This window comes from Wolbachia endosymbiont of Drosophila simulans wHa, from assembly GCF_000376605.1.
GTDB lineage: Bacteria > Pseudomonadota > Alphaproteobacteria > Rickettsiales > Anaplasmataceae > Wolbachia > Wolbachia pipientis.
On the sequence record NC_021089.1, the window covers coordinates 1,179,892 to 1,205,072 of the forward strand.

A 25,181-nucleotide genomic window follows, 5' to 3' on the forward strand; every position below is an offset into this window, starting at 1 on the left:
TATTTATAACAAGAACGGTCAATGAATACCTAAATTTGAGTAAAAGAAATTTCACTACCATTTACCAATCCGGCTAAAATTCAAGAATTTCAATGCTTTAGCTATTTTCAATAGAATTAAATTTATTAATATAAATAACAAATTACTATTCTTAAATTTGATCAGATTGATTGCAAAAAAACAAGATTTTCAATAGGTTGCTTATAATCCTAACTATAGTTAGCCTTTCATAAGTAGCGATGCAACAAAGCCATCCCAGTGTCAAGCACTGGGATGACACCCTCCTGATGGGCCAAAATCACAATGTTCGTACAGTTATGCATTTGTTGTGCAAATTACCTTTGCAAACAAATGTTCGTACAGCTGTGTGTCACACACTTTGCTTCAATATTTGCACATTAGCCACTCCCTTGAACAGATACGATAAATTAGCTTTAGGTAAGCTATAAGCTTTTATGAAATCTTTGGGTGCGTGCTGTGAAGTTTTATAAATTTTAGTCTTGCTGTCACTTTGTATAAAGGTATTTTTTCACTCACATCTTTCGAAGTTGTAGCCATGTTTAACAACTTTAAGTAGAATATTGTAGCATTTTGAAAATCTGAAAGTTTATCTAGAATAACAGCTAAATTATAAGTATAAAAAATATTGTTTTCATCGAGGGAAATAGCAGTTATCATATACTCTTTACCTTTTACATAATCCTCCTTTTTCATATAGATCAGACCTAAATTTGCTAATAAAGGAGCATAATTTTTATATATATCATACAATTTTAACATTTCACTCAACGCCAGATCAGGATCATATTGTGAGATTATCGTCAGAAAATTTTTTAATATGTAAGGGTTACTAGGGTGTTCTTTTAACAGTCTTGTGTAAATCTCTACAGCTTTTTTGTATTCTTTATTAGCGTAATAAATATTTCCCAATCCAATTAAAGCATTTTTATGATAAGGAAACTTTGCGATAATCTGATTAAGGAGAGAAATAGCTGCTTCATTATCTCCTGATTCAAAGGAATCTTTTGCTTTTTTTAAAGTAGAGTATATGTCAAAACTCTTGCCAGAATTCTGCGAAATTTTGATATTAAATTTGTCACTTTTTCTCTCAATAACATCAAAATCTTTATATTTTTTATCAGCTTTTATATGCTTGACAACACTATCGAAGGCCTTTTGTATCTCCAAATTTTCACTAGCATAGGTAACAGAAGACCTCCATAAAATCACAACGCAAATTAACATGCAGATAAACATAGGTCCTAGTGTTGTGGCATTGGCTGCAGCGTGTAACCAGTAAACCTTATTTCTTTGAGCTATGCGTAACACATTACAAATTCATAAATGCTAAATTACCTATCTCATACAATAATAAAGATATTATTAATTAGCGGGACGAACATGCTGTGTAGCTTTTCAGAATGCATTTATCTTTTGTCTTCCATATTTCGCTTTATTTCCACAAAAATGCTTCAATTTATCTTAACATTTTGTCAACTACCTTTGTAGATTTAAAAGGGCATTTTTACATATTCCATATGGCTGCCAGTTGCACCCCTCACATGCGTACTCGAATTTCTTTAAAGACATTTTCTCCCTAATCTTTTTTACTGCCTCATTCCAAGTTAAAGTCTCGCCAATTTTAATTCCTAAAATTTCCATATGCCTTCTATCTAGCTCTAAAACTTTAGCTTGTGTGGTGCATTTACCTTGTTTAGTCTGATTTGGACAAGCACTACAGATATTATCAAGGTTACCAACTACTTCGATTTGAGTACTAATTACTTTGCTTGCTATCCTTTTATAATTTTCTACAAAACCCTGAGAATACCCATATCCCCGAAACGCGAGGGTGCACATGAAATGATGAGGGCGAAATTTTATCATTTTTTCAAATATTGCAAAGCTGCTACAAGTAGAAAAATTTTTATCAAACCAGGAAGGATAAATGGTAAAACACCCACCATTATTGCTTGTCCCAGACCCAAGTAAACAGCAAGCCAACTAACACCACAAATAAAGATTACAACTGTACCAGCCAGACAACTTAAAGAATTACATACAAATGATTTATACTTAGAGTTCAGTAATTCATTTACTTTGCTCATTACCATAACAGCAGCTAAACAGCCAATTAAATATCCACCGGTTGGTCCAAGAAGAGCGTGATAACCACCAGAAAAATTCGCAAGAACAGGCAATCCTGCTGCACCAAGTGATAGATATGTAAGCACAGAATAGAATGCTGTTCTGCGGTTAAATTTAAGCCCAATAAGCATTACTCCTAAAGTTTGCAATGTGATAGGCACAGGCTGCAATGGTATGCTTATTTGAGCCATCAAGAATAAAAGTAAAACGCAAGACAATATTTCAGCCAGTGTTGATCTGCTGCTAGATTGTGTTATAAACATACCTTCCCAATAAAAATAACTTATTAAATGTAATATATGTGTATGAGAGGTTTTGCAATTTAAATTTTGCTTATATTGTGCTACAATGAATTATTTATGCACTATTAAATTAAAAATGATGAGTAAACAAGATCTATTATCGTTGATGAAAGCAAGACACAGCGGACGTTCATACGATCCTACAAGAGCAATATCTCAGGAAGACATGGATATTTTAATGGAAGCTGTAAGGCTGACTCCCTCATGTTTTGGTGATGAACCCTGGAGATACGTAATATGCAACAAACAGAACAATCAAAGCGCATGGGAAAAGCTGCTAAATTGCCTTGATGAATCTAATCAAAAATGGGCAAAAGATGCACAAGTGTTAATCATATCTTTAAGTGCTAAAAACTTCCGTAAACAAGGTAAAGGAGAAAATCTTTGGGCTAATCATGATACTGGTGCAGCAAATTATGGACTTATGTTACAAGCTGCAGTTATGAACTTAATGGCCCATCAAATGGGTGGATTTGATAGAGATAAAATAGTGAAAGAGTTCAATATACCCAATGACTTTAACGTAATGTCAGTGATAGCGGTTGGTTACGAAGAAGAGGGTGCTGAAACAAGTAAGAAGAAAAGAAGACCAATAGAAGAAATATTTTTTTATGATGAGTGGCCAAAATTCTGAAAATTTTATCAAAATGCACGGCACTGGTAACAATTTCGTTATCATAGACTCACGTTCAACAAACAATTTAGACTGGAACCATAGACAAATTGCTGATCAAAGCAGTTGTGATCAAGTGATAATTATAACAATGTCTAATGCTGCAGACTGTTTTATGCATATCTATAATGCTGATGGCAGTCGAGCTGAAATGTGCGGAAACGCAGCACGCTGTGTTGGATATTTGATAATGTCAGAAAAAGGTGCTGAATACTCCATTATTGAGCTAACAAGCAAACGCATTTTAGAGTGTTTTAAAGTGGGTGATAAATCCATAAAGGTTAACATGGGTAAACCTTTGCTAAAATGGCATGAAATTCCCTTGTCTACTGAGTGTGACACTCTTCACTTACCTATAGAGCTTGAAATGCTAAAAGATCCTGTTGCAGTAAATATTGGCAATCCTCACATAGTTTTTTTTGTTGATAACATAAGTGAAATACCATTGCGAAATTTAGGACCAAAGCTAGAAAATCACGCATTATTTCCTCGGAAAATTAATGTTAGTATTGTACAAGTTGAAAAGTCTGGAGAAATAGCTTTAAGAGTTTGGGAAAGAGGTACAGGCATTACTGCATCATGCGGTAGTGCAGCCTGTGCAGCACTTGTTGCATCCACACTACGTGGATATCTGGTTGCCCAACAGACTTCAGTAAATTTACCAGGAGGCAAGTTATTAATCGAATGGGCAAATAACGTATTCATGACCGGTGATATAGGGTTTTTGTGACCCTAATTCTAGTGATGCATTACTTCCAATACCTTCTTACCAATTACTGCAGGGGTTTCAGCAATTGCAATCCCGGCACTCCGCATAACTTCTAGTTTTGCACCAGCACTTCCACCGCTGGAGGAGATGATTGCTCCAGCGTGTCCCATACGTCTTCCTGGAGGTGCCGTTTGGCCTGCTACAAAACCAACGATTGGCTTTTTAGTTTTTTCTGTTTTCACAAAATGTGATACATCTTCTTCTTCGTTTCCACCTATTTCACCAATAACTACAATACCATGAGTATCGTCATCTTTTAAAAAGAGCTCCATACAGTCGACAAATGTCATACCATGAATTGGATCCCCCCCAATTCCGATACACGTGGATTGACCAAGACCAACAGCGGTTGTTTGTGCTACTGCCTCGTAAGTTAAAGTTCCGGAGCGAGACATAATTCCTATGTGTCCACGCTTATGGATATGGCCAGGCATAATTCCTATTTTGCATTCTTCAGGTGTAATAATTCCCGGACAGTTGGGACCAATCAATCGACTTTTTGAGCCGATAAGCGCACGCTTAACTTTCACCATATCAAGTATAGGAATGCCCTCTGTAATACAAATTATCAATTCTATTTTTGCATCTATTGCTTCAAGTATTGCAGCAGCAGCAAATTTAGCAGGTACATATATAACTGTAGCATTTGCACCGGTTTTTTCTTTGGCTTCTGCTACAGTATTAAAAACCGGTAAATTAAGGTGAGTGCTACCACCCTTTCCAGGAGTTACACCTCCCACCATTTTCGTTCCGTAATCAATTGCTTGCTCTGAATGAAATGTGCCTTGTGCACCAGTAAAACCCTGGCATATTAATCTTGTATCTTTGTTTACTAAAACGGACATGCTTTATTTTACCTCTTTTACTATCTTTTGTGCAGCATCACCCAGTTCATCTGCAGCAATAATATTTAATCCTGACTCTTCTAAGATTTTTTTTCCTTCTTCAAAATTAGTACCTGATAATCTAACCACTAGAGGAACTTTAATGCTCATTTCTTTTGCAGCCGCAACAATTCCACTTGCGATAATATCGCAACGCATTATACCACCAAATATGTTAACCAGAATTCCTTTTACGTTGCTATCAGACAATATGATTTTAAATGCTTCAGTTACAGTTTCTTTACTCGCTCCACCACCAACATCCAAAAAGTTAGCAGGCTCTGCTCCGTAGTATTTTATTATATCCATTGTTGCCATAGCAAGACCTGCACCGTTTACCATGCAACCAATACTGCCATCCATTTTGATGTAACTGAGCCCATATTTTGAAGCCTCTATCTCTTCTTTCACTTCTTCATCATAATCACGAAGTTCCATAATTTCTGGGTGACGATATAAAGCATTGTCATCGAAATTAATTTTCGCATCGAGCGCAATAAAATCTCCAGAATTTGTTTCAACCAGTGGATTAATTTCAATTTGGCTCGCGTCAGTTGCAATAAACGCATCATATATTTTTTTTGCAATGTTCGATATCTTTTCTATTTGTTCTGGACTCAAATCAAAACTGCTGCTTAACTTGCTGCTATCAAAACTTGTAGCAGAATCAATATCAAATTTCACAATTTTTGCAGGAGAATTTTTCGCCACTTCTTCAATGTCCATTCCACCTTCTGAGGAAAATATGAATATTGGCCTACTGAGCTTCGGGTCGATTACCAGGCTTAAATAATACTCTTTCTTAATGCTTGAGCCTTCTTCAACGTACACTTTTCTTACTTGCTGCCCGCTTGGCCCTGTTTGATGAGTAACTAAAGTCATACCAATCATGTCCTTTACAAACTGTTGAGCTTCTTCAACTGACTTTGCTAGCTTTACGCCACCGGCTTTACCCCTACCACCTGCATGAATTTGAGCTTTAACTACAAACACGTCAGATTTTAATTGACTTACTTGAGTCTTTACTTCTTCCGCAGATGTAGCAACAAAACCTTTTGGCACTGGGACATTAAATTTATGCAAAACTTCTTTCGCTTGATATTCGTGAATATTCATAAAATAACCAATGATAAACTATTAACCTGAGTACAAACTACCAACCATGACGCTGCCTTCTGCACTCTTGTTGGTACCTCTTTTTTTTAGCTTCAGCTTTCTTTTTAGCTCTTTTTTCTGATTTTTTTTCATGATATTGTTTTTTCATTTTCAACCCTCTTCCTTCCTTTTGAATTGTTTTTTTCAATACTGGAAGAGCTCTGTCTACATCACCATAATGGACTGATACTTCTATCAAACTCTATACCTCCTGCGGTAATCATTTCAAAATCTATTTATAAATTAGAAAATTAACATTGTCAATTATTTTATAAACTTGAGCGTTAAAATGTAATATGCCATAATTTACATGGTGAATAATGTCATTCCAGTGTCAGCTACTTGCTTACTGATGGAGATTACTCTTATGTTACAGCGTTCTTACAATTATACTAACATCGGGGCGGAGAGATTTGAACTCCCGACCCTTTGGTCCCAAACCAAATGCGCTACCAGGCTGCGCTACGCCCCGACTTCTTTACTCAGAGTATCAATAACTCAGGCAAAATGCAAGATTCATTTGTTTACTTTAGAAAAAATATAATATGAGATTTAATATTATCTTAGAATATGTTTTTTATTAGCTCCTCTTTAACAACAGACTGCTTCGTAGAAAGTCTACAGGGTTTTTGTGCGCGCAACACTGAACCAGATTTCTTTATCTTAGCCATATTTAAAAATCTAGCTACACCAATTGGTGAAAGTTAGTGCAGCAACCACAGCGGTATCGACTCTTAAAATTCTTTTTCCTAGACTCAATTTTTGACAAAACTTATCGGCAAGATCAAGTTCATAAGATGAAAAACCACCTTCAGGGCCAACAATAATAGCAACATTTTTCTTACCTTTCAGCACTTTATCAGCTTTACCTGTTTCATCACATAAAACAAAATTTTTACTCTGGGAATCAGGTAATTCGCAAAAGTTAATAGGAGGCAAAATCTCTGGTATACTCATCCTACCGGATTGTTCCGCTGCTTCGATTGCTTGTAATTTTGCTCTACTTAGGTTAATGTTTTTTACTACTGTACGTTCCGTTGAAATAAATTGAATGCAAGTTATTCCCATTTCAGTTGCCTGTCTTACTATGTTGTTCAAAGCAGCACTTTTTACCATGGCACAATACAGGTATAAATTTTCCTCATATTGCTGTTGTTTGGCACATTCTTTGAGTGTAATTTTTGTCAATTTACGCGATATATTAACTACTTCTCCTAACCATTCTCCATCTTTTCCATTAAAAAGAGAGAGATTATCATACTTCTTAAGCCGCATTACATTGCAAATATAGTGACTTTGTTGTGGATTAAGTGCTAAACTCACGCCTTGTGATAAAGCTTCTTCAACATAAAGCCTAATTTTTCCCATTTAAAACTTTAATTATATTCTATTTGAGTGACTCTTACGGGATTTGAACCCGTGTTACCACCGTGAAAGGGTGGTGTCCTAACCACTAGACGAAAGAGTCAACTTGAATCTAACTAGGTTATATCGATTACATATATAAAGTCAATTCAATTATTTTGAATCACATAGTTAGAGGGATATATCAGTAATCTTATATCGACAGCCTCCTATTACTCCATGCTCAATACTCACTGAACCTATCTCAGATTTAGGAGCTAATTCTAATTGTTGTTCAACTTTTGTATCGGAATCATAGCCAGAATCGTAGCCAGAATCTCTACGCTCATATTTCTGCCTTATTTCTTCTACACTAAAGCCAGCCTTGGTCTTAATTTTTTGATCATTAGTCTGTTGCTGACTTATCGACTTATTAGCACTTAGCTCATTTAGCTTCACTTGCCAATCATTCACTTTATCTTGCACTAACCCATGGCAAGTTCCAGAATTAGCTTTTATGTCTTTTGCTTTTCTTTCTGCTCTTTTCTTGGACAAATCTACCCTAGCATAAATAGGTTCTGACGACTGTTCTGGCTCTTTCTGTTTTAGGCTAGCAGGCTTTTTTTGTTCTGAAAGATCATCTATAGTGCAATAAATAGGTTCTTCTGATATACTCAAATAACCACTATCTTCCAATGATAAATTTTCAGTGGATTTTTTATGTGAATCATATATTTCAGCATAAATAGATTCTTCTGATACACTCAAATAACCATTCTCCCCTAATGAGTTACTAACCTTAGCATCATACACCTCAGCGTAAATTGGCTCTTTTGAAGGCAAAGCATCATAATTAGTGCTCTTTGGCTTATACTCAAAAGTTCTAGAAGGTTTTTGAGGTGGTATTACATTGTTGTTCACCTCAGCGTACATAGTTATTGGCTCATATTCAGAGGTTCTAGGAGGTTTTTGTTGTATAGCTTCAACATTCAAATCATCTGTAGAATAATACTCTGCGCCTTTTCCTAGTAAAAAGGAAACTGTGGGGTGAAGAATTATCTCTGCTGGTAAGTTTTTCTCACTATCCAATTTTAGATTTTTTGATTCTGCTAAACTCTCAATAACACGAATTATAACATTCTTTCCATTCTCATCTATTGAGTGGATATCAGCTCCACGATTAATCAGCAATTCCATTATTTTGTGATCTGTAGCATGTCCTAAAGCCTGATTTAAAGCTTGATTATTATTTATATCAAATGATCCTGTATTCTTGAGAGACATAGTCTTTGAAAAGAATTTTCTAAAACTATTTAATGCATCATAGAGAATTAGAGTCAGTTTAACACCTTTTATGTCATTGTTTTTGACAGATTTAATTAAAAAATTATCTATTATGCCCATGATTATACCCCCTATATAAAAGCTCACTATCATGGTGCAATTTTAAACTATGATGATTTATTTTCTACTAATAGCAGCTCTCTATAACCACTTAACAAGTGGTGGCATTGACATCATAATTGCATCTGGATTGCCGTCCGTCATTAAACCAAACCTTGTGCCACGATCGTATAACAGATTGAATTCTACATATCTGCCACGTTTTATTAATTGATTTTCTCGTTGTTCTTTTGTCCAAGATTTTTGCATATGTTTACGTATGACGTGCGAATAAATTTCCAAAAAGGCTTCACCTACTGCTTTTGTGAACTCAAAATCGTTTTCCCAGTTGCCAGAACTCAGATTATCATAGAAAATGCCACCAATGCCACGTGGCTCTTTTCTGTGTTGTAAGAAAAAATAATTGTCACATTGCTCTTTAAATTTTGGATAATATCCGGTGTCAAATCTATCACATGTCATTTTGATTGATTCATGAATATACTTGCAATCTTCTTCATTTCTATATATTGGCGTAAAATCCATTCCTCCACCAAACCATTGTTTTGAAGTATATATCAGCCTTGTGTTCATATGCGCTGCAGGGATAAGGGGCGATTGCATATGAGACACTAAAGATATACCGCTTGCCCAGAACTCTCCGTTACTTTCACTTGCACCAGGAATTTCATTGATGGCTGAATCTGCAAATTTTCCGTGTACTTTTGAAACGTTTACTCCAACTTTTTCAAAAACATTACCAAAAATAATTGTAGATTCACCACCTCCACCACCTGGGCGATCCCACTTTCTCTTTTCGATCTTTGGCTCTGCGGATGATTGTTTTTCAATTAATAAGAAAGATTCTATGATCTTATCTCTTAGTGCACAGAACCATTTAAATGCTTGTGTTCTTTGTTTTTCCATAATACCCTCTCGCTAGCTTATTAACATTGTTATATCTGATATTTAAGGAACTTAATTAGATTTGGATGATAATTATCTATCAAAGACGTTAATAAATCTATAATAATTAAATCAATATAATAAAACATTTTCGTATGTACAACAATGCCAAGTAACAATAATGAGTAAAAGATACATAGATAACAAAAAAGAGAACAGGGTTGACTTCATACTAAGAAATTATGGAATGTCAATTGTTGTGATGGCAGTTATTATGCTCTTACCTCCAGTAGCAATATCGATACTCTACTTTTTTGATATATATAGTCAGCATATTAATATAGAGATTAATTTATTAGTTAGCATTCTAACAACTCTCTTTATGATGTATAATGTAAAACGCTACAGATACCTACTTAATACTATAGAATTTCAAAATGCAATATTTGCAAATGCACTAAATCATAATACAGAATTTTGCCTTATTTTACATAAAGATGAGGGTGTTATTTATGCTGATGCAAGGTTCTACGAAAGGTTTAAAGATCATATAATAGATGATGACATTACGTTAGGCAAGATTCTTGAAATAGGAGATGTTTCAGAAGCAGACAAAAAAGTACTCTATCATGCACTAAAAAATAACTCTTCTGTACAGGTATGCATTTCCTTAAACAAGAAGAATAGAGTATCTAACTTTCTTTTGCTCTTTGAGCCAATACCAGATAATCCCCAAATTGCTATAAATAGTAATAAGATTTTAAATTTATCATTAGTGCCAATAGCAAGGCCAGATGGGTATTTTGTGTTAAAAGCAACACAGATAAACAAGGAGCAGATATATGAAGAGTTAATAGAAAAACACAGTATAGGAACTTACATTGCAAATGCCAAAGGAGTGATTTTATCTGTAAATAAAAGATTTTTAGACATATTTGAACTGAAAAAACTGGAAAAAGGTAGCTCAATCAGTGATTTTATATCTCAATCTAAGTATAACAATACAATAACCGATAATGAAATTTTGTTTTTTACTATAAGTGGTATTCCATTCAAGGCTTATATGAGCACTGCTATATTTTGTGATAAATACAACCATAGCTATATATATGGCTTTATAACACCAACCGAATCAAATCTTGTTGATTATCAATTACACCCTTGTTTTGCAAATTCATCAATTGCTATTGCACAATGTGACATAAACGGCAACTTTGTAAAGAAAAATACGGCACTAATAAAGCTTGCAGGGTCAGATAATAATTCAATCTTTACATTGATATTGGATAGTTATCATGTGAAAATACGTGAATATTTTTCGAGTAATAGAATAAATAATGCGTCCTTTGATGTACAGCTCAACGGCGGTAATAACATAAAAATATATTTCAATAAGTTTCTTCATAATAAAATGATCTTCATACTTTGTTATTTTATTGACAATACTGAACACAAAAACCTAGAGATAAAGCTTGAGCATTATCAAAAGATGCAAGCTATAGGGCAGTTAGCAGGTGGTATTGCGCATGATTTCAACAATATATTGACTGGGATAATAGGATTTTGCGATTTGCTTTTACTCCAACACTCAGCTGGTGAACCATCTTTTGGAGATATAATACAGATACAGCAAAATGCAAAGCGTGGATCAAATTTAGTAAGACAATTGCTTGCTTTCTCAAGAAGACAGACCTTGCAGCCAAAAATTATTGATGTAAATAATACTATAGCTAATCTTTATGAAATGATAAAAAGATTAATAGGTGAAAATATAAAATTTAATATTTATTATGGTAGAGACTTGGGTGCTGTTAGGGCTGATCAAGGGCAATTAGAGCAAGTTATACTTAACTTAGCAGTCAATGCTAGTGCTGCTATGGAAAAGGGCGGAGAATTAACTATACGAACCTTTAATCAAAAGATTGACTCATTAAATTCTACACCTCAGGATATGTTTTCTCCAGACAAGGAAGCGATTGAACATGGAAATTATGTTGTGATTGAAGTAATTGATACTGGATGTGGAATGACGAGTGATACAACTGAAAAGATCTTTGATCCATTTTTTTCTACCAAAGATATTACCTCTGGTACAGGTCTTGGCCTCTCTACTGTATATGGCATTATTAAACAAACTGAAGGATACATCTATGTTGCTAGCAAAGTAAATCATGGAACTAAATTTAGCATATTTTTGCCCATGGTTTACATATCAGATGAAAATGATAGAGAGGAAGATAGTGAAGAAACAGAAAAACCGGTAGTAAGTGAAATTAAAGGTAATGGTATAATTTTATTAATCGAAGATGAAGATTCAGTAAGGGAATTCATCTCTAAAGCACTCAAAAGAAAAGGATTTGATGTAATAGAAGCAAGCATAGGCAGCGAGGCGCTAGAAATAATCAGTAAAAAAAGTCAACACATAGATCTTATAATCACTGATGTAATCATGCCAGAGGTGAGCGGCCCAGAAATAGTTAAAGAAGCATTGATCCATAGGCCAAATATCAACGTTATTTTTATTTCTGGGTATGCAGAAGATGCTTTTTTAAAGAGTGATGACATCAATATAGAAGATTTTCACTTTTTGCCAAAACCATTCACTCTGAATGAATTAGGAAACAAGGTTCAAAGTGTGTTACACAAAGCAAAAAAGACAGTCTAATTTTAGTGTGGTTAACAACAAAAAAATTTTCTAATGCAAAAGTTTCTTGCATATATACAATAGAATTATTTTATACATAAGATAAAAGGCGTGAGCAAGATTATTGCAATAGTAAATCAAAAGGGTGGAGTTGGCAAAACCACAACTAGTATAAATTTATCGACAGCCTTTGCTGCTGTGGGAAAAAGCACTTTATTGGTAGATCTTGATCCTCAAGGAAATGCTAGCACCGGGCTCGGGATTTCTTATCGTAGTAGGGAAGAAAAAAATATATACAAAATACTACTAAGCAGCGAAAATAAATTGATAGAATCGGCAATTTTCAATATAAAGGAAATTCCAAATTTATCACTAATTTCGTCAGTAGTTGATTTATCAGCTGCAGAAATTGAATTATCGCAACTTGAGCGAGGAAAAATTGTGCTAAAAAGCGCATTAGAGAAGATACGCGATAATTATGAGTATATAATCATCGATTGCCCTCCATCACTTGGGCTTCTAACCATAAATGCTTTGACTGCTGCTAATTCTATTATTGTCCCTCTTCAGTGTGAATTTTTTGCTTTGGAGGGATTAAGCCATTTAGTTAAAACTGTAGAGCTGATAAAAAGAAATAACCTAAACCCTTTTTTGGCAATAGAAGGGATAGTGTTAACAATGTATGACAGGCGCAACAAACTCAGTGAACAGATTAAAAACGATATTTGCCAGTATTTAAATGATAAAGTATACAAAACTATCATCCCATTGTATGAGACTGTTATTCCACGTAACGTACGGTTATCAGAAGCGCCTTCTCATGGAAAACCCGCTATTGTGTATGATCTTAAGTGTCCTGGTGCACAAGCATATATAAGTTTGGCAAGGGAAATTTTAAAAAAGCATGCGAGCAGTTGTAAGGAGAAGAAACTAGTAAGCGAGGGCGTAGTATGAAGGATGATAGACGCCTCGGCAGAGGTCTTGCCGGCCTCATAGGCGATAATTATGATAATAAAGAAGATCGACAAGAGCATTTGCCTATTTCATTACTGCACCCAAGCAAATTTCAACCGAGGAAACATTTTGACGAGGAGTCATTAAGAGAACTTGCAAATTCGATAAAGAAAAGTGGCATTATACAGCCTATCGTGGTACGCAAAGATTCAAATGATGATGGTTATGAAATAATAGCTGGAGAACGTCGTTGGCGAGCAAGCAAGATTGCAAATCTTGATAGTGCACCGGTTATCATAAAAGATCTGAGCGACAAGGAATGCTTGGAAGTATCCATTATTGAAAACATACAAAGGCAAGATATTAATCCAATAGAGGAAGGTGAAGCTTACAGAAAACTGATAGATGAGTTTTTCTATACACATGAGGAATTAGCTTCAGCTATAGGCAAAAGCCGCAGCCACATAACCAATATGATTCGGATGTTGTTGCTCCCTGATAGGGTGAAAACAATGATCAATGAGAAAAAATTGTCTATGGGTCATGCAAGAGCGTTGATTAATGTTGAAAATGCGGAAAGTATTGCAGAAAAAATAGTTTCTCAGGGCTTAAGCGTTAGACAAACTGAAAAACTGATAAAGGACCTACATCAAAACAACAATCAAAAAGAGCAGAGATATACTAGAAATCAAGATATGACAGTAATAGAAGGCGCTATATCTTCTCAACTTGGTTTAAAGATCAAAATTAATGACAACAATTCTAAGGGTAAAGTTATGATACGGTATGATAATCCAAATGAATTGGATTTGATATTGAAAATTTTGAATAGGAAACTTGAGGCATAGCTAGTAGTTGGCTAGCAAAGCAACAAACCAATATCAACTGTTGGTGTCATGAAAGTAGCTGACACTGGAATGGCTTTGTTGCATCACACTTTATGAGATGGTGATTTATGGTAAATTCATGTAACTATCTCAAATTTAGCCATACCAATATCAGTGAATTTATTAAGCAAATAGCATTTGATTAGCAGTTCTTTTTCTCGATTTATCTCAGATTTATTCCTAAAACTAAATCCGAATATTTGCTTTAATCTTGAGAAAAACCCTTCAATATAAGATCTTTTCCCATAATTTACTTCTTTTTTCCATTCTTTCATGCCATCTTCACCGTATAATTTTATTAACCTAATAGCAGCATTCCTGTCAGACATATAATCTATTTCTGGATGTTCTGCCGCATTGTTTATTGGTGGAATTTTTGTCTTTATATCATATTCATTACACAACTTATAAAACTTGTGCCTATCACATGCTCTATCTGCATATAGTGCTTTTATGGCATGCTGAAAATCAACTTCTTTTAGCAAATCACAAGCTCCATAGTGATCAGAGTAGACACCGTTACTGTATTTTACAGCTATGGCTTTTTTGTTGTTTATATTCAACATTACGTGCAATTTTCTCGTTTGCTCATAGCCACGATATTTTCTGTCAGTGCTATTTTCCTTGCTGTGACCAGGAGTGTTGTTGTATATACTAATTCCTGTACTGTCTATAGCAATTTCGATATCTTCCATATTATTTTCTGCAATCATTTATCTTAATATTAAGTTTCTTAAACCTTCTTGATGCTTGTGAATAGCTGATAACTGCCAAATCTCTTCCTATTTGTTGCAAATACCCTTTTATAAACCCGACTGTTTGTCTTAAACCAATTCTAAAGAAACTGACGATTATATGCACCAAAATCACAACTTTATCACTATAAATATAGTTGCCGCCCTGCATTTTTGGACAATTCTCGTACCAATTTTCTATGGCGTCATTGATATAACAAAAAATGCTTCCTCTTTCTTGGAGAAATTTGTTATATTCATGGCAGTTACTGACTCTCATTTTTTGTGGCATATTTTTTCTTCAACAGTTAAATGGCTATTTATAATGAATTTTGTCAGTAACTGCCAGTTCTTTTCACTTGAGCGATGCAACAAAGCCCACTGGAATCCAGGAATTTTATTAAGTTGGTAAGCATAAAAGTATAACTTCTACGTCATACCGCCGCGGTATCTGCTAACAAGCAGCGGGATGACGATTGTCAGGGTAGCTGTCATCCCAGTGCCCTGACTACTTGGATCCAGGAAAAAGAATGGTGTCATCCCAGTGCGTGACACTGGAATCCAGAAGACTTAATTTCAACCAAGTGGCTGCATAATAAAGGCTGGATTCCAGTGTCACGCACTGGGATGACACCCTAGTAGAAATCGTTTTTGTAATTGCAACATTCGTGCAATCTTTAGCCATAAACATTAAGAAATTTACCAAATGAAAAAAAAGGCAAAAGAAACCCTGGGGTTATTATCCGCTTTAAAATATTGGCGTTTTTTATGTTTTAAACGCTTGACAAGCGAGATTCAGCCGCTTTTAATTGCAACTAACTTACGCTGCAAATGTTTAAGAAATTTACTAAGCAGAAAAAAAGACAAAGAATCCCCGAGTTAGCTAGTCTTTTACTATCTCTGTCGAGTATTGGCATTTTTTGATGTCTTGTAACGCTTTATAAGCGCGTTCAGCTTATTTAGATAAAAATCTAGATGTAGATGAAGTTTTGTAAAGACATACAGTATCTATATACTGCAAAAAATTGAACATAAGACGCCGATACATTAAGTAATCCTTACCTTTTAATCTGCAGATTGGCGAAAGCAAATACAATAGCTTCACTATCATGATAAGGGCGCTGGCGAAGGGTGTCAAGTAAGTTTTTTCGTTTCATCCGATGCGCTGCCAAAAGCTATGCAAAAAGTCCAATGAGTTAACTCCCATATATCCTGAGTAATTCTTGTGCATTAGCTTTGATTAGGATAGGGCATTTTCTATCATTTAATAGGGAACGCAATATTTCAGTTGCACCCTTAACGTCGTTATTGTGTATCTTTACTACAGCAATAGCTTCTTGGCTTGAATAAGGATACACTGCACTTGATTCTAAATTATCAATTTTATCTTTATTTATTTTTTCACCGTTGGAGTGAAGTAAGCTCATTACTTCTAAATATTGTGCTAACTCACGCAAAACATTAGGAGCATCTTTATCATCTGCCAAATCATTATAAATAGATGCTGTGTCTGTTGGCATTGAATCTGAGATATGATTGAATGCGCGTTCAAAATTTGCTAAATACTCCCAATTTGAATCTATTTCTTCTAGCAGCGGCTTATTATCTTTTTTTAAGAATAATACTTCGTAAAACTTGTCACCTGCAGTTATAGATTGTTTTGTGTTATCAATGTTGCGCAATAAGTATAATGTGATGCCAACTAACATTGGCGCGAGTGCAAGCAGAAAGATGTATTTTTTCATGGTAATATTCCAAATAGTTATATATTTATACATTAATGCTTTTGATTTGCAAAAACATATTGACATAGTGATTATATCACATAATAATATTCTTAAAGTTGTTTGAATAGTTGGAGATTAAAATATTTCTAAAGTAGAAATAAAGACAGCAGTATTAAGCTAAATTATTTTTTGTCGGATTTATCCGATGTACCCTCAACCTTTTATAGGTTGAAGTCTAAATTTGAGAGTTTGATCCTGGCTCAGAATGAACGCTGGCGGCAGGCCTAACACATGCAAGTCGAACGGAGTTATATTGTAGCCTGCTATGGTATAACTTAGTGGCAGACGGGTGAGTAATGTATAGGAATCTACCTAGTAGTACGGAATAATTGTTGGAAACGGCAACTAATACCGTATACGCCCTACGGGGGAAAAATTTATTGCTATTAGATGAGCCTATATTAGATTAGCTAGTTGGTGGAGTAATAGCCTACCAAGGCAATGATCTATAGCTGATCTGAGAGGATGATCAGCCACACTGGAACTGAGATACGGTCCAGACTCCTACGGGAGGCAGCAGTGGGGAATATTGGACAATGGGCGAAAGCCTGATCCAGCCATGCCGCATGAGTGAAGAAGGCCTTTGGGTTGTAAAGCTCTTTTAGTGAGGAAGATAATGACGGTACTCACAGAAGAAGTCCTGGCTAACTCCGTGCCAGCAGCCGCGGTAATACGGAGAGGGCTAGCGTTATTCGGAATTATTGGGCGTAAAGGGTGCGTAGGCGGATTAGTAAGTTAAAAGTGAAATCCCAAGGCTCAACCTTGGAATTGCTTTTAAAACTGCTAATCTAGAGATTGAAAGAGGATAGAGGAATTCCTAGTGTAGAGGTGAAATTCGTAAATATTAGGAGGAACACCAGTGGCGAAGGCGTCTATCTGGTTCAAATCTGACGCTGAGGCGCGAAGGCGTGGGGAGCAAACAGGATTAGATACCCTGGTAGTCCACGCTGTAAACGATGAATGTTAAATATGGGAAGTTTTACTTTCTGTATTACAGCTAACGCGTTAAACATTCCGCCTGGGGACTACGGTCGCAAGATTAAAACTCAAAGGAATTGACGGGGACCCGCACAAGCGGTGGAGCATGTGGTTTAATTCGATGCAACGCGAAAAACCTTACCACTCCTTGACATGGAAATTATACCTATTCGAAGGGATAGGGTCGGTTCGGCCGGGTTTCACACAGGTGTTGCATGGCTGTCGTCAGCTCGTGTCGTGAGATGTTGGGTTAAGTCCCGCAACGATCGCAACCCTCATCCTTAGTTACCATCAGGTAATGCTGGGGACTTTAAGGAAACTGCCAGTGATAAACTGGAGGAAGGTGGGGATGATGTCAAGTCATCATGGCCCTTATGGAGTGGGCTACACACGTGCTACAATGGTGGCTACAATGGGCTGCAAAGTCGCGAGGCTAAGCTAATCCCTTAAAAGCCATCTCAGTTCGGATTGTACTCTGCAACTCGAGTGCATGAAGTTGGAATCGCTAGTAATCGTGGATTAGCACGCCACGGTGAATACGTTCTCGGGTCTTGTACACACTGCCCGTCACGCCATGGGAATTGGTTTCACTCGAAGCTAACGACCTAACCGCAAGGAGGGAGTTATTTAAAGTGGGATCGGTGACTGGGGTGAAGTCGTAACAAGGTAGCAGTAGGGGAATCTGCAGCTGGATTACCTCCTTAGGCTTTGCACATAATTTACCATTTTTAATGATGGTGTTGTTATGTGCTATACTGCTGTCTTTACTTCTACTTTATTTTAATTTCCCGATAACGGAATTTTATGAGTGATAGACCTCTTTCTCCACATTTACAAATATATAAAGTACAAGTTACTAGTTTTTTCTCTATTATGCATAGATTGACTGGTATCTTGCTATTCCTTTTATTAATGATACTTTCTTGGTATTTCATATTACATGTTTACTTTCCTGAGTTACTTATAGTAAGGTACTTAAATGCATTATTATTCACTCCTGTTGCTAAATTAGCTTATGTCTTATGTTTTATAAGTTTTGTATATCATTTTCTTAATGGTATTCGTCATTTATTGTGGGATGTTGGGCTTAATTTAGAAATTACTGGCGTTTCAAGGGGTGCTATACTGCTGACAGTAACGCTACTTCTTTCTACTATGGCTTTTTTATTTATGTTTATATGAGTCAGTCTGGAAATTCAGTACATCATTGGTGGGTTCAGCGTGTTTCTGCGGTAATTTTACTGTTCCTGTTTCCTTGGTTTATCTATTCATTTTCTTGCACATTTTATACTGATAGCTCTTTGTCTTTTAGTGAAAAATTTATTAATCACCCTCTAGAGCTTTTATTTTTTGTTGTATTGTTGTTTTGCATTTTTTGGCACGCAGTTCTTGGAATGCAGGTAGTATGCGAAGATTATATACACAGCGTACCTTTGAGGATTTTTACAATTACATGCATAAAGTACTTATCAAGCATTACTTATATAACCCTCGCTTTTACAATCTTTATCTTCTACAGGCATATTTTCTTGTAAAATCACCGGTGCTGTGTTAATATATTATTAGTGTACTAGTTTTATTATTGAACTATAGCATTATAGCGATTTTGGTTTGACAATATGTTTGAAGCATTAAAAAAGGGAGCAATAGATCTTACACTTAAAGCAAAAGGTCTGCTTACTTCACCTGAATCTCAAGTTTACGTCGAAGACCTTAGAAAGGTAATGATGTATGATGGAAGGAAATGCCAGTATCCAAAAAATTATGATCAAATTGTACAGTCTGCTAAAATCATAGAAAACAGGGATATGCATGGAAATGCTATACTAGATAAAGATAAAAATCCAACCTATAAACTTTTGTATGGTCAAAAAGATGAGAATAGAAAACAACCAAGTTTCAGATTATCTTTAGTTCCCAAAAATGAAGATAATGATAGATCTTATTTTACTATCAATTATATAGACAATCAGGGTAAGCAAATTCCTATAGATTGGTTAAATAAGTCATACTTTGAGCTATTAGGCTTTTCGAGAATGGATTTGAAAAAACACGCGCCAATTTTCGAAGCTCAAAAAACTAAGAATCCTCAATATCCGTTTGAATTAACTAACTCTTCTGTGCTAACTAAAGAGGTGAAAAATAAAGAAGGTAAAGTTCAGGAAGTTGTTGATGAAAAAGGAAGAAATGGAGAATTATTATACACTAGTGATGACAAAAAGCTAAGCACCCATTTTTCAGAAATTAGAGATCAGAATGGTAATCTAGAGCTAGATAAAAGTCTTATATCTGTTCCTATCGTTTTTGCTACAAGCTTGGCTAAAGTTTGTACTAAATTGTTGACTTCTCTTCCTATAAAGTTAGGGAAGTATTTAATAAGCGAACAAAACCCAATTGCAAAGTCTTTTGGTTATCTTTTATTTACTCCTGCAATGGCAATAAAAAATTTAGTGAATATGGGAGCTACTATACTTAAGGCTCCAATTTTATTGTTTGTAGCAAATGAGAAAAAATATGGTGATGCTTACTACACCATGTGGAAACACCAACTGAAAGGATGTTTGGAAGAAGCAAAAAGTGACTTTAATGTTATTAAAGGTGAAGAAAGGCTAAAGCCGGATCATGGGAATCGTGATTCACTAGTGGGCACATGGGATGAGCTTAACGCTAGAAGGCCAAAGAAACAAGGGGATGATAAAGAAGTTAGCAAGAGTAATGAAATACTAAAGAGTCCTGAGGAAGAACAAAATAAGGGTAATGAAATATTAAGTGATAAAAGAAAAGGTCATGTTGAGGAATTACAAAATAGAAGAAATTCACAGCAAGGGCAAGGCGCTACACATGATCACTCTCATTAGCAATTACTTTAAATCAACATTTACTTTCTTTATTAACTATTCCACAACAAAAACTTGCATGTATTTTGCCCTCAGTATAAGATATTAATTAAATAATTAATATCTTAACTAAATGCGCCCTGTAATATTGTGTGGTGGTAGTGGTAGCAGACTTTGGCCTTTATCTAAGCCAAAGCAATTTCAGAAAATATTTAGTCAGAACACTATGTTTCACAACACTTTGTTGAGGCTAAAAAGCGATTATATGCCGCCCATAATTGCTACAAATATACAGTACGAGTCATTAGTGATGGAGGAATTGCATGCACTGCAAGAATATAAAGTGATTTTCGAACCAGTGAAAATTGGAACAACAGCGGCAATATTAATTGCTGCACTTCTCTGCAATGAAAACGAGACAATGTTAATTCTGCCTTCAGACCATTTTATAGGTGATTTGAATAGTTTTTATGCTTCTACTCAAAAAGCGTCTAAGTTAGCCTCTGAAACTAACTCTATAGTCACTTTTGGGGTTAAGCCTCATGAATTCAATTCTGAATACGGCTATATAAATGCAGTATATGATCAGAAAGAAAAATGTCATATAGTGAAAGATTTTACAGAAAAGCCCGAGCGTAAGTTAAGTAACGATCATTATTGGAACTCTGGAATATTTGTGTTTAAAGCAAAACGCTACATAGATGAGATTAAAAAATCTGCCCCGAATCTTTACAATTTATGTTTTAAATATTTCACACCGCAAGAGAGATTTCTGTATTTAAAACAACGAGATTTTGCAGGAATTGAAGGCATATCCATTGATTACTTGGTGATGGAGAAAGCAAAAAACGTTGCAATGATAGAAGCTAATTTCGATTGGTTGGATGTTGGAACTTGGAATTCAGTTTTAGAATTGAGTGAGAAGTTTAGTAAAGAACCGGTGTCATTTCAGCATGTGATTAGAGAAAAAGAACCAGTTTCAACGACAAAAAGTAATAAAAATTTATTGGGTGGAGCTTGTAAGCAACCAAACAAAAGTCTAATTTCATTTATTCATAAAGTTAAGAAAGTAAAGGTGATAAGGAAAGAAGTTAAACCATGGGGATTTTGTAGTATAATTTTAATGAGCGAAAATTTTCTTATAAAATATCTTTTTATAAATCCATTAAGCTGCACTTCTAAGCAATTCCATCACTATAGAGATGAATACCATATAGTGCTATCAGGAGTTGGGTATGTTAGTTTAGAAGACAAAGAATATGCTATAGCAAAAGACCATATGATAGAAATCCCAAGGGAAGTTTCCCATAGGATTGAAAATAGAAGCATAAGCTCTCCACTTGAAATAGTTGAATTTCAGATAGGAGAGCATTTATCTGATAATGATATAGTGAGGTTGGATGATGTATATGGAAGATTTTGAAATTCTAATGTTAAAGATACTCTATAAGCCTGCTAAATTTAAGGAAGCAAAAATCTCTAGTTTTCAAATAAAGAAAAGTCTACAATTATACGAAGTTTCAAAAATATAATGTTTAACCTCAAAATATTTTGTAATGTCCATTGCCTTTGAAATTACTATGGCTGCTTGCTATTTGCGAGCGAAAAATGCCAGATTTTGCTCTATAATGACTTTGTTCTCTATTATCGGCATTGCCCTTGGAGTTGCAACACTAATAGTGGTGATGTCTGTGATGAACGGATTCAGAGCAAAGTTGCTTGACTCAATACTTGGCATTGATGGCCATATTAATGTTTATTTTGATAGGAACATAAATTCAGATTACTACGCAGTTTCAAAATCTATTGAGAGAATTCCTGGTATATTAAAAGCTACTCCTATGACCAATGATCAAGTTATTATTGTAGCAAACGGTAAAATTGCAGGTAGCGTAGTGCGAGGTGTATCAACTAAAGACTTGCTTGATAGTACTGCCGTTACAAATAATGTAATTATAGGTGATGTAAAAAAATTTGATGAAGGAATAATAATAGGAGCACGCTTAGCAGAAGCTTTGAACGTTGACTATGGCGACGAAATTACGTTTATATCATCTGAAGAATTTGATGCATTACTTGGTGAAATGCCGCGAATGAAAAAATATAAAGTTATAGCAATATTTGATATGGGTATGTTTGAGTATGATAATACCTTGATATATATGCCTCTAAAATCAGCACAAGCCTTTTTTAATTATAAAAATAGCATAAAAAATATAGAAGTACTTGTAGACGACGTTACTAGAGCTGATAAGCTGGCAGATGCTATAGAAAAAGAAATAGGAATGGAAGCTGAAAGTTGGCAATCACAGCAAAGCCATTATTTTAGTGCTTTAAAAACTGAAAGAAATGTGATGTTTTTAATTCTCACTTTGATTATAGTTGTAGCAGCGTTTAATATTATCTCAAATTTAATGATGATAGTGCAAGAAAAGAAATCCGCGATTGCAATTATGCGTACATTTGGTGCAACAAGTGGAAGCATTATGCGTATATTTTGCGCTTGTGGTCTATTAATCGGTTTTACGGGAACTTGTCTTGGCTGTATTATAGGTGTCGTTTTTTCTCTCAATATCGAAAGCATTAGAGTGTTTTTAGAAAACATTACTAACGTCAAGCTGTTTGATCCTATGATATACTTTTTTTCAAGTTTGCCAGTGATATTAGTACCCCAAGACGTAGTAAATATTTCTGCACTTGCGTTACTCTTATCATTTTTAGCGACAATTGCTCCTGCGTTGCAGGCAGCTGCACAAGATCCTGCGGAGATACTACGTTATGAATGATACTCAGCAAAAGTACATAGGTTGGTTCTTAATTGTATTGTTATTTACCGGTTACATCACAATAAATAACATAATCTTTTTAAAAATAAATCAGCAAGAGAGTGAAAACAATGTGAAAGCTTTAACGGAAAACATGGATGAATTTAGAATGTTGCTTGAAGTTAATCAATCTAGAATAGAAAAAAAGATATTTGACCTCAAGAGAAGTCAGCATACTCAATGTGAGCAAGGTGATAATAACTCAAGATGTAAGAACCTTGCAAAATTGCTATTACTTGTGGTTAAAATGAAGAATTCGTTATTGCGAGAAGCAAAATTTGATAACCATATAAATTCAATAAAGCCTTTGATATCAGAGCTTGACGATCCAGAGATAGAAAATGCAGTAGATGAATTAGAAAATTTGAAAGAGATAAATACCTTACACGAATTGAAGTTATCTTTTGAAAAAACTATTGATACTATCGATTACAACAAAAGTACATTGTCTAAAAAAATCATTTCAAACTGGATAAAGGTAGACGACCGAAATGATCCATTAAGAGTAAAATTCGCAGAAATTGAGGAGTCAATAAATGATAATGATTGGCAAAATATAACTGTTACAGTAAGCAATTTAACGCATTCAGAATTCAAGCCATGGCTGAATAAATTGAATGGTTTTATTGTAGCTTCTAAGAATATTTCAACAATATATCATCGCTTATTACAATATATCTCATGATTTATTTTATAATTTTCGCTTTTTCGTTTTTATTTGGTATATGGGTCAAGGTAAGTGGTGAAGTAATAAAATTGGAATTAGGCAATTACACTATAAGTATTGATCTATATTTCATTATTTTTACTTGTGTAGTTTTATTATTTTTATTAATTACACTTGTACGCTTTTTTTCCTCCATTTCATCAACATTTGCCAACATAAGAAATAGAAGAAGGGATAGGGAAGAATTGCTTCTCTTTGAAGCTTTCTTTAGCATAGACTTAGACAATATAGAGAATGCCCAAAAGCTAGTTAAAAGTCTGAGTGAGGAGAGCGATAGGTTGTCTTTAATAAAGCTCTTTAACTCAGGTAAGACGGGAAATTACAGCTTTTTCAGTAACGGTTTAACAAATATTGCAAATAAAAATCGTAACTTAGCTCTACTTCTAGCCAATAAGCTGATTGTCCACCTCAAACAAGAAAAAGTAGTCTTTCAAAAATTTATAGAATATTGCTCTAGTTCAATTAACGATAAAATGCTATCTATTCCCTTTCAAATAGAGCATTGCATATTGAAAGAAGATTGGATTAATGCAATTTTGAGGTTGAAGGAAGCAGTTAAGTCCAATATTTTTCTCCCCTTTGATCATAAAGAAATGTTTGCAGTGTTTTATTGCGCTTTAGCAAAGCAATATGAAAGTAAAGGAAATTTTAAGGAGGCTATAAAGTCTTTATTTAGAGCACAACGTTATAGTGCAATTTTTCAGCCCATCAATTATTTAAAGGCAGAATTATATATTAAACTTGGAAAAATCAGAAAAGCTTCTGCAGTGCTAGAGGCAGAGTATACAGTAAATCCTACTCCTCAGTCAGCTAAAATGTACATCAATTTAAATAGTAAAGGTGCTGAAAGACTATACAACTTACGCCCTGATTATTATTTTAGTTACTGTTTACTTGCTTTGTCCTCAATGAGTTCAGGTAAATATGATCTTGCAAGTCAATATTTAGACACTGCTATGAAAAAAGCTAATTACATGTCAATCTACTTTATTGTAATACAACTCAAGGTTACATTGCAAGAACACGACAAGGTAATTTATTGGCTAAACAAGATGGGCTCAGAAGCTTTGCCTGATCCAGGCTGGAAATGTAAAAATTGTAACAGGGAACTAGAACAATGGGATCATAAGTGTTCAAGTTGTAATAGTTTTAATTGTGTTTATTATATATTATAAAATTCCACAAAGTGTAGAAATTACCATTAGGCTACTTTCACATTGATATTGCTGAAGTTAGAGCACTTT

The 25,181-nt window shown here is 34.8% G+C and carries 23 protein-coding genes, 2 tRNA genes, 1 rRNA gene and 1 pseudogene; 13 read left to right on the plus strand and 14 right to left on the minus strand.

Features of this window, described 5'->3' with window-relative positions; all coding sequences use genetic code 11:
- Window positions 1–453 precede the first annotated feature (453 nt).
- The 3 genes from WHA_RS05415 to WHA_RS05425 all read right to left on the minus strand — a co-directional run bounded on the left by WHA_RS05415 (window position 454) and on the right by WHA_RS05425 (window position 2,411).
- Complete coding sequence (locus WHA_RS05415; protein ID WP_015589441.1) at window positions 454–1,329, minus strand: tetratricopeptide repeat protein; 876 nt, start codon at window positions 1,327–1,329, stop codon at window positions 454–456.
- Window positions 1,330–1,497: 168 nt separating this feature from the next.
- On the minus strand, window positions 1,498–1,887 hold the full coding sequence (locus tag WHA_RS05420) for a DUF1284 domain-containing protein (RefSeq protein ID WP_006279825.1): 390 nt from the start codon (window positions 1,885–1,887) through the stop codon (window positions 1,498–1,500).
- Window positions 1,884–2,411, minus strand: a complete 528-nt coding sequence (locus WHA_RS05425) for a biotin transporter BioY (protein ID WP_015589442.1) — start codon at window positions 2,409–2,411, stop codon at window positions 1,884–1,886. The genes WHA_RS05420 and WHA_RS05425 overlap by 4 nt, the downstream gene beginning before the upstream one ends.
- An 85-nt stretch (window positions 2,412–2,496) precedes the next feature.
- Here WHA_RS05425 and WHA_RS05430 point away from each other — a divergent pair, with 85 nt between their 5' ends.
- Complete coding sequence (locus WHA_RS05430) at window positions 2,497–3,084, plus strand: nitroreductase family protein (protein ID WP_006279823.1); 588 nt, start codon at window positions 2,497–2,499, stop codon at window positions 3,082–3,084.
- Window positions 3,065–3,853 carry a diaminopimelate epimerase gene (gene dapF, locus WHA_RS05435; RefSeq protein ID WP_015589443.1) on the plus strand — a complete coding sequence of 263 codons (789 nt, stop codon included), beginning with the start codon at window positions 3,065–3,067 and terminating at the stop codon, window positions 3,851–3,853. The genes WHA_RS05430 and dapF overlap by 20 nt, the downstream gene beginning before the upstream one ends.
- An 8-nt stretch (window positions 3,854–3,861) precedes the next feature.
- Here dapF and sucD read toward each other — a convergent pair whose 3' ends face one another.
- The 8 genes from sucD to hemF all read right to left on the minus strand — a co-directional run bounded on the left by sucD (window position 3,862) and on the right by hemF (window position 9,585).
- Entirely contained in the window at window positions 3,862–4,737 is an 876-nt protein-coding gene (gene sucD / locus WHA_RS05440) for a succinate--CoA ligase subunit alpha (RefSeq protein ID WP_015589444.1), read from the minus strand.
- Between the two features lie 3 nt (window positions 4,738–4,740).
- Window positions 4,741–5,892: an ADP-forming succinate--CoA ligase subunit beta gene (gene sucC / locus WHA_RS05445; protein WP_015589445.1), complete on the minus strand. Its 1,152-nt coding sequence runs from the start codon at window positions 5,890–5,892 to the stop codon at window positions 4,741–4,743.
- A 37-nt stretch (window positions 5,893–5,929) separates the two neighbouring features.
- Window positions 5,930–6,130: a 30S ribosomal protein S21 gene (gene rpsU, locus WHA_RS05450; protein ID WP_015589446.1), complete on the minus strand. Its 201-nt coding sequence runs from the start codon at window positions 6,128–6,130 to the stop codon at window positions 5,930–5,932.
- 199 nt (window positions 6,131–6,329) lie between these two features.
- Window positions 6,330–6,403: transfer RNA gene (locus tag WHA_RS05455), tRNA-Pro, on the minus strand.
- Window positions 6,404–6,612: 209 nt separating this feature from the next.
- The gene (locus WHA_RS05460; protein WP_015589447.1) at window positions 6,613–7,299 is read right to left on the minus strand and encodes a 16S rRNA (uracil(1498)-N(3))-methyltransferase; all 687 of its coding nucleotides are present in this window, start codon (window positions 7,297–7,299) and stop codon (window positions 6,613–6,615) included.
- Window positions 7,300–7,327: 28 nt separating this feature from the next.
- Window positions 7,328–7,399: transfer RNA gene (locus WHA_RS05465), tRNA-Glu, on the minus strand.
- Between the two features lie 68 nt (window positions 7,400–7,467).
- The gene (locus WHA_RS05470; protein ID WP_227738571.1) at window positions 7,468–8,679 is read right to left on the minus strand and encodes an ankyrin repeat domain-containing protein; all 1,212 of its coding nucleotides are present in this window, start codon (window positions 8,677–8,679) and stop codon (window positions 7,468–7,470) included.
- 81 nt (window positions 8,680–8,760) lie between these two features.
- Window positions 8,761–9,585, minus strand: a complete 825-nt coding sequence (hemF, locus tag WHA_RS05475; RefSeq protein WP_015589449.1) for an oxygen-dependent coproporphyrinogen oxidase — start codon at window positions 9,583–9,585, stop codon at window positions 8,761–8,763.
- A gap of 160 nt (window positions 9,586–9,745) precedes the next feature.
- On the opposite strand from hemF, the gene WHA_RS05480 reads away from it, so the two are divergent.
- The 3 genes from WHA_RS05480 to WHA_RS05490 all read left to right on the plus strand — a co-directional run bounded on the left by WHA_RS05480 (window position 9,746) and on the right by WHA_RS05490 (window position 14,010).
- On the plus strand, window positions 9,746–12,229 hold the full coding sequence (locus WHA_RS05480; protein WP_015589450.1) for a response regulator: 2,484 nt from the start codon (window positions 9,746–9,748) through the stop codon (window positions 12,227–12,229).
- Between the two features lie 90 nt (window positions 12,230–12,319).
- A complete protein-coding gene (locus WHA_RS05485; protein WP_015589451.1) occupies window positions 12,320–13,162 on the plus strand; it encodes a ParA family protein in 843 nt (280 codons plus the stop codon).
- The gene (locus WHA_RS05490) at window positions 13,159–14,010 is read left to right on the plus strand and encodes a ParB/RepB/Spo0J family partition protein (protein ID WP_006279814.1); all 852 of its coding nucleotides are present in this window, start codon (window positions 13,159–13,161) and stop codon (window positions 14,008–14,010) included. The genes WHA_RS05485 and WHA_RS05490 overlap by 4 nt, the downstream gene beginning before the upstream one ends.
- A gap of 116 nt (window positions 14,011–14,126) precedes the next feature.
- Here the strand turns inward: WHA_RS05490 and WHA_RS06635 are convergent.
- The 3 genes and pseudogenes from WHA_RS06635 to WHA_RS05505 all read right to left on the minus strand — a co-directional run bounded on the left by WHA_RS06635 (window position 14,127) and on the right by WHA_RS05505 (window position 16,594).
- A pseudogene (locus tag WHA_RS06635) lies at window positions 14,127–15,075 on the minus strand (IS5 family transposase).
- 216 nt (window positions 15,076–15,291) lie between these two features.
- Entirely contained in the window at window positions 15,292–15,468 is a 177-nt protein-coding gene (locus WHA_RS07410; protein ID WP_410543608.1) for a hypothetical protein, read from the minus strand.
- Between the two features lie 511 nt (window positions 15,469–15,979).
- Window positions 15,980–16,594, minus strand: coding sequence for a hypothetical protein (locus WHA_RS05505; protein ID WP_015589452.1), 615 nt, complete (start codon window positions 16,592–16,594; stop codon window positions 15,980–15,982).
- A 153-nt stretch (window positions 16,595–16,747) separates the two neighbouring features.
- Between WHA_RS05505 and WHA_RS05510 the strand changes: the two genes are divergently transcribed.
- The 8 genes from WHA_RS05510 (at window position 16,748) to WHA_RS05540 (ending at window position 25,112) form a co-directional block, all read left to right on the plus strand.
- Window positions 16,748–18,252 (plus strand): 16S ribosomal RNA (locus tag WHA_RS05510).
- A gap of 100 nt (window positions 18,253–18,352) precedes the next feature.
- A complete protein-coding gene (gene sdhC / locus WHA_RS05515; protein ID WP_015589453.1) occupies window positions 18,353–18,730 on the plus strand; it encodes a succinate dehydrogenase, cytochrome b556 subunit in 378 nt (125 codons plus the stop codon).
- Window positions 18,727–19,083 carry a succinate dehydrogenase, hydrophobic membrane anchor protein gene (sdhD, locus tag WHA_RS06645; protein ID WP_010963113.1) on the plus strand — a complete coding sequence of 119 codons (357 nt, stop codon included), beginning with the start codon at window positions 18,727–18,729 and terminating at the stop codon, window positions 19,081–19,083. Before sdhC ends, sdhD begins: the two co-directional genes overlap by 4 nt.
- An 84-nt stretch (window positions 19,084–19,167) precedes the next feature.
- A complete protein-coding gene (locus WHA_RS05520) occupies window positions 19,168–20,406 on the plus strand; it encodes a hypothetical protein (RefSeq protein WP_015589454.1) in 1,239 nt (412 codons plus the stop codon).
- Window positions 20,407–20,518: 112 nt separating this feature from the next.
- Window positions 20,519–21,808, plus strand: coding sequence for a sugar phosphate nucleotidyltransferase (locus tag WHA_RS05525; RefSeq protein WP_015589455.1), 1,290 nt, complete (start codon window positions 20,519–20,521; stop codon window positions 21,806–21,808).
- A gap of 133 nt (window positions 21,809–21,941) precedes the next feature.
- A complete protein-coding gene (locus tag WHA_RS05530; RefSeq protein ID WP_012673387.1) occupies window positions 21,942–23,171 on the plus strand; it encodes a lipoprotein-releasing ABC transporter permease subunit in 1,230 nt (409 codons plus the stop codon).
- The gene (locus WHA_RS05535; RefSeq protein WP_015589456.1) at window positions 23,164–23,895 is read left to right on the plus strand and encodes a hypothetical protein; all 732 of its coding nucleotides are present in this window, start codon (window positions 23,164–23,166) and stop codon (window positions 23,893–23,895) included. Before WHA_RS05530 ends, WHA_RS05535 begins: the two co-directional genes overlap by 8 nt.
- Complete coding sequence (locus WHA_RS05540; protein WP_007548692.1) at window positions 23,892–25,112, plus strand: hypothetical protein; 1,221 nt, start codon at window positions 23,892–23,894, stop codon at window positions 25,110–25,112. The genes WHA_RS05535 and WHA_RS05540 overlap by 4 nt, the downstream gene beginning before the upstream one ends.
- Window positions 25,113–25,181: the final 69 nt, after the last annotated feature.

Bases quoted from the DNA above. Each gene is read 5' to 3' on its own strand.
- WHA_RS05420 (WP_006279825.1), bottom strand. From the start codon at position 1,887: ATGATAAAATTTCGCCCTCATCATTTCATGTGCACCCTCGCGTTTCGG.
- WHA_RS05425 (WP_015589442.1), bottom strand. From the start codon at position 2,411: ATGTTTATAACACAATCTAGCAGCAGATCAACACTGGCTGAAATATTG.
- WHA_RS05430 (WP_006279823.1), top strand. From the start codon at position 2,497: ATGAATTATTTATGCACTATTAAATTAAAAATGATGAGTAAACAAGAT.
- dapF (WP_015589443.1), top strand. From the start codon at position 3,065: ATGAGTGGCCAAAATTCTGAAAATTTTATCAAAATGCACGGCACTGGT.
- sucD (WP_015589444.1), bottom strand. From the start codon at position 4,737: ATGTCCGTTTTAGTAAACAAAGATACAAGATTAATATGCCAGGGTTTT.
- sucC (WP_015589445.1), bottom strand. From the start codon at position 5,892: ATGAATATTCACGAATATCAAGCGAAAGAAGTTTTGCATAAATTTAAT.
- WHA_RS05460 (WP_015589447.1), bottom strand. From the start codon at position 7,299: ATGGGAAAAATTAGGCTTTATGTTGAAGAAGCTTTATCACAAGGCGTG.
- WHA_RS05470 (WP_227738571.1), bottom strand. From the start codon at position 8,679: ATGGGCATAATAGATAATTTTTTAATTAAATCTGTCAAAAACAATGAC.
- hemF (WP_015589449.1), bottom strand. From the start codon at position 9,585: ATGGAAAAACAAAGAACACAAGCATTTAAATGGTTCTGTGCACTAAGA.
- WHA_RS05480 (WP_015589450.1), top strand. From the start codon at position 9,746: ATGAGTAAAAGATACATAGATAACAAAAAAGAGAACAGGGTTGACTTC.
- WHA_RS05490 (WP_006279814.1), top strand. From the start codon at position 13,159: ATGAAGGATGATAGACGCCTCGGCAGAGGTCTTGCCGGCCTCATAGGC.
- WHA_RS07410 (WP_410543608.1), bottom strand. From the start codon at position 15,468: ATGGCTAAAGATTGCACGAATGTTGCAATTACAAAAACGATTTCTACT.
- WHA_RS05505 (WP_015589452.1), bottom strand. From the start codon at position 16,594: ATGTCAATATGTTTTTGCAAATCAAAAGCATTAATGTATAAATATATA.
- sdhC (WP_015589453.1), top strand. From the start codon at position 18,353: ATGAGTGATAGACCTCTTTCTCCACATTTACAAATATATAAAGTACAA.
- sdhD (WP_010963113.1), top strand. From the start codon at position 18,727: ATGAGTCAGTCTGGAAATTCAGTACATCATTGGTGGGTTCAGCGTGTT.
- WHA_RS05520 (WP_015589454.1), top strand. From the start codon at position 19,168: ATGTTTGAAGCATTAAAAAAGGGAGCAATAGATCTTACACTTAAAGCA.
- WHA_RS05525 (WP_015589455.1), top strand. From the start codon at position 20,519: ATGCGCCCTGTAATATTGTGTGGTGGTAGTGGTAGCAGACTTTGGCCT.
- WHA_RS05530 (WP_012673387.1), top strand. From the start codon at position 21,942: ATGTCCATTGCCTTTGAAATTACTATGGCTGCTTGCTATTTGCGAGCG.
- WHA_RS05535 (WP_015589456.1), top strand. From the start codon at position 23,164: ATGAATGATACTCAGCAAAAGTACATAGGTTGGTTCTTAATTGTATTG.
- WHA_RS05540 (WP_007548692.1), top strand. From the start codon at position 23,892: ATGATTTATTTTATAATTTTCGCTTTTTCGTTTTTATTTGGTATATGG.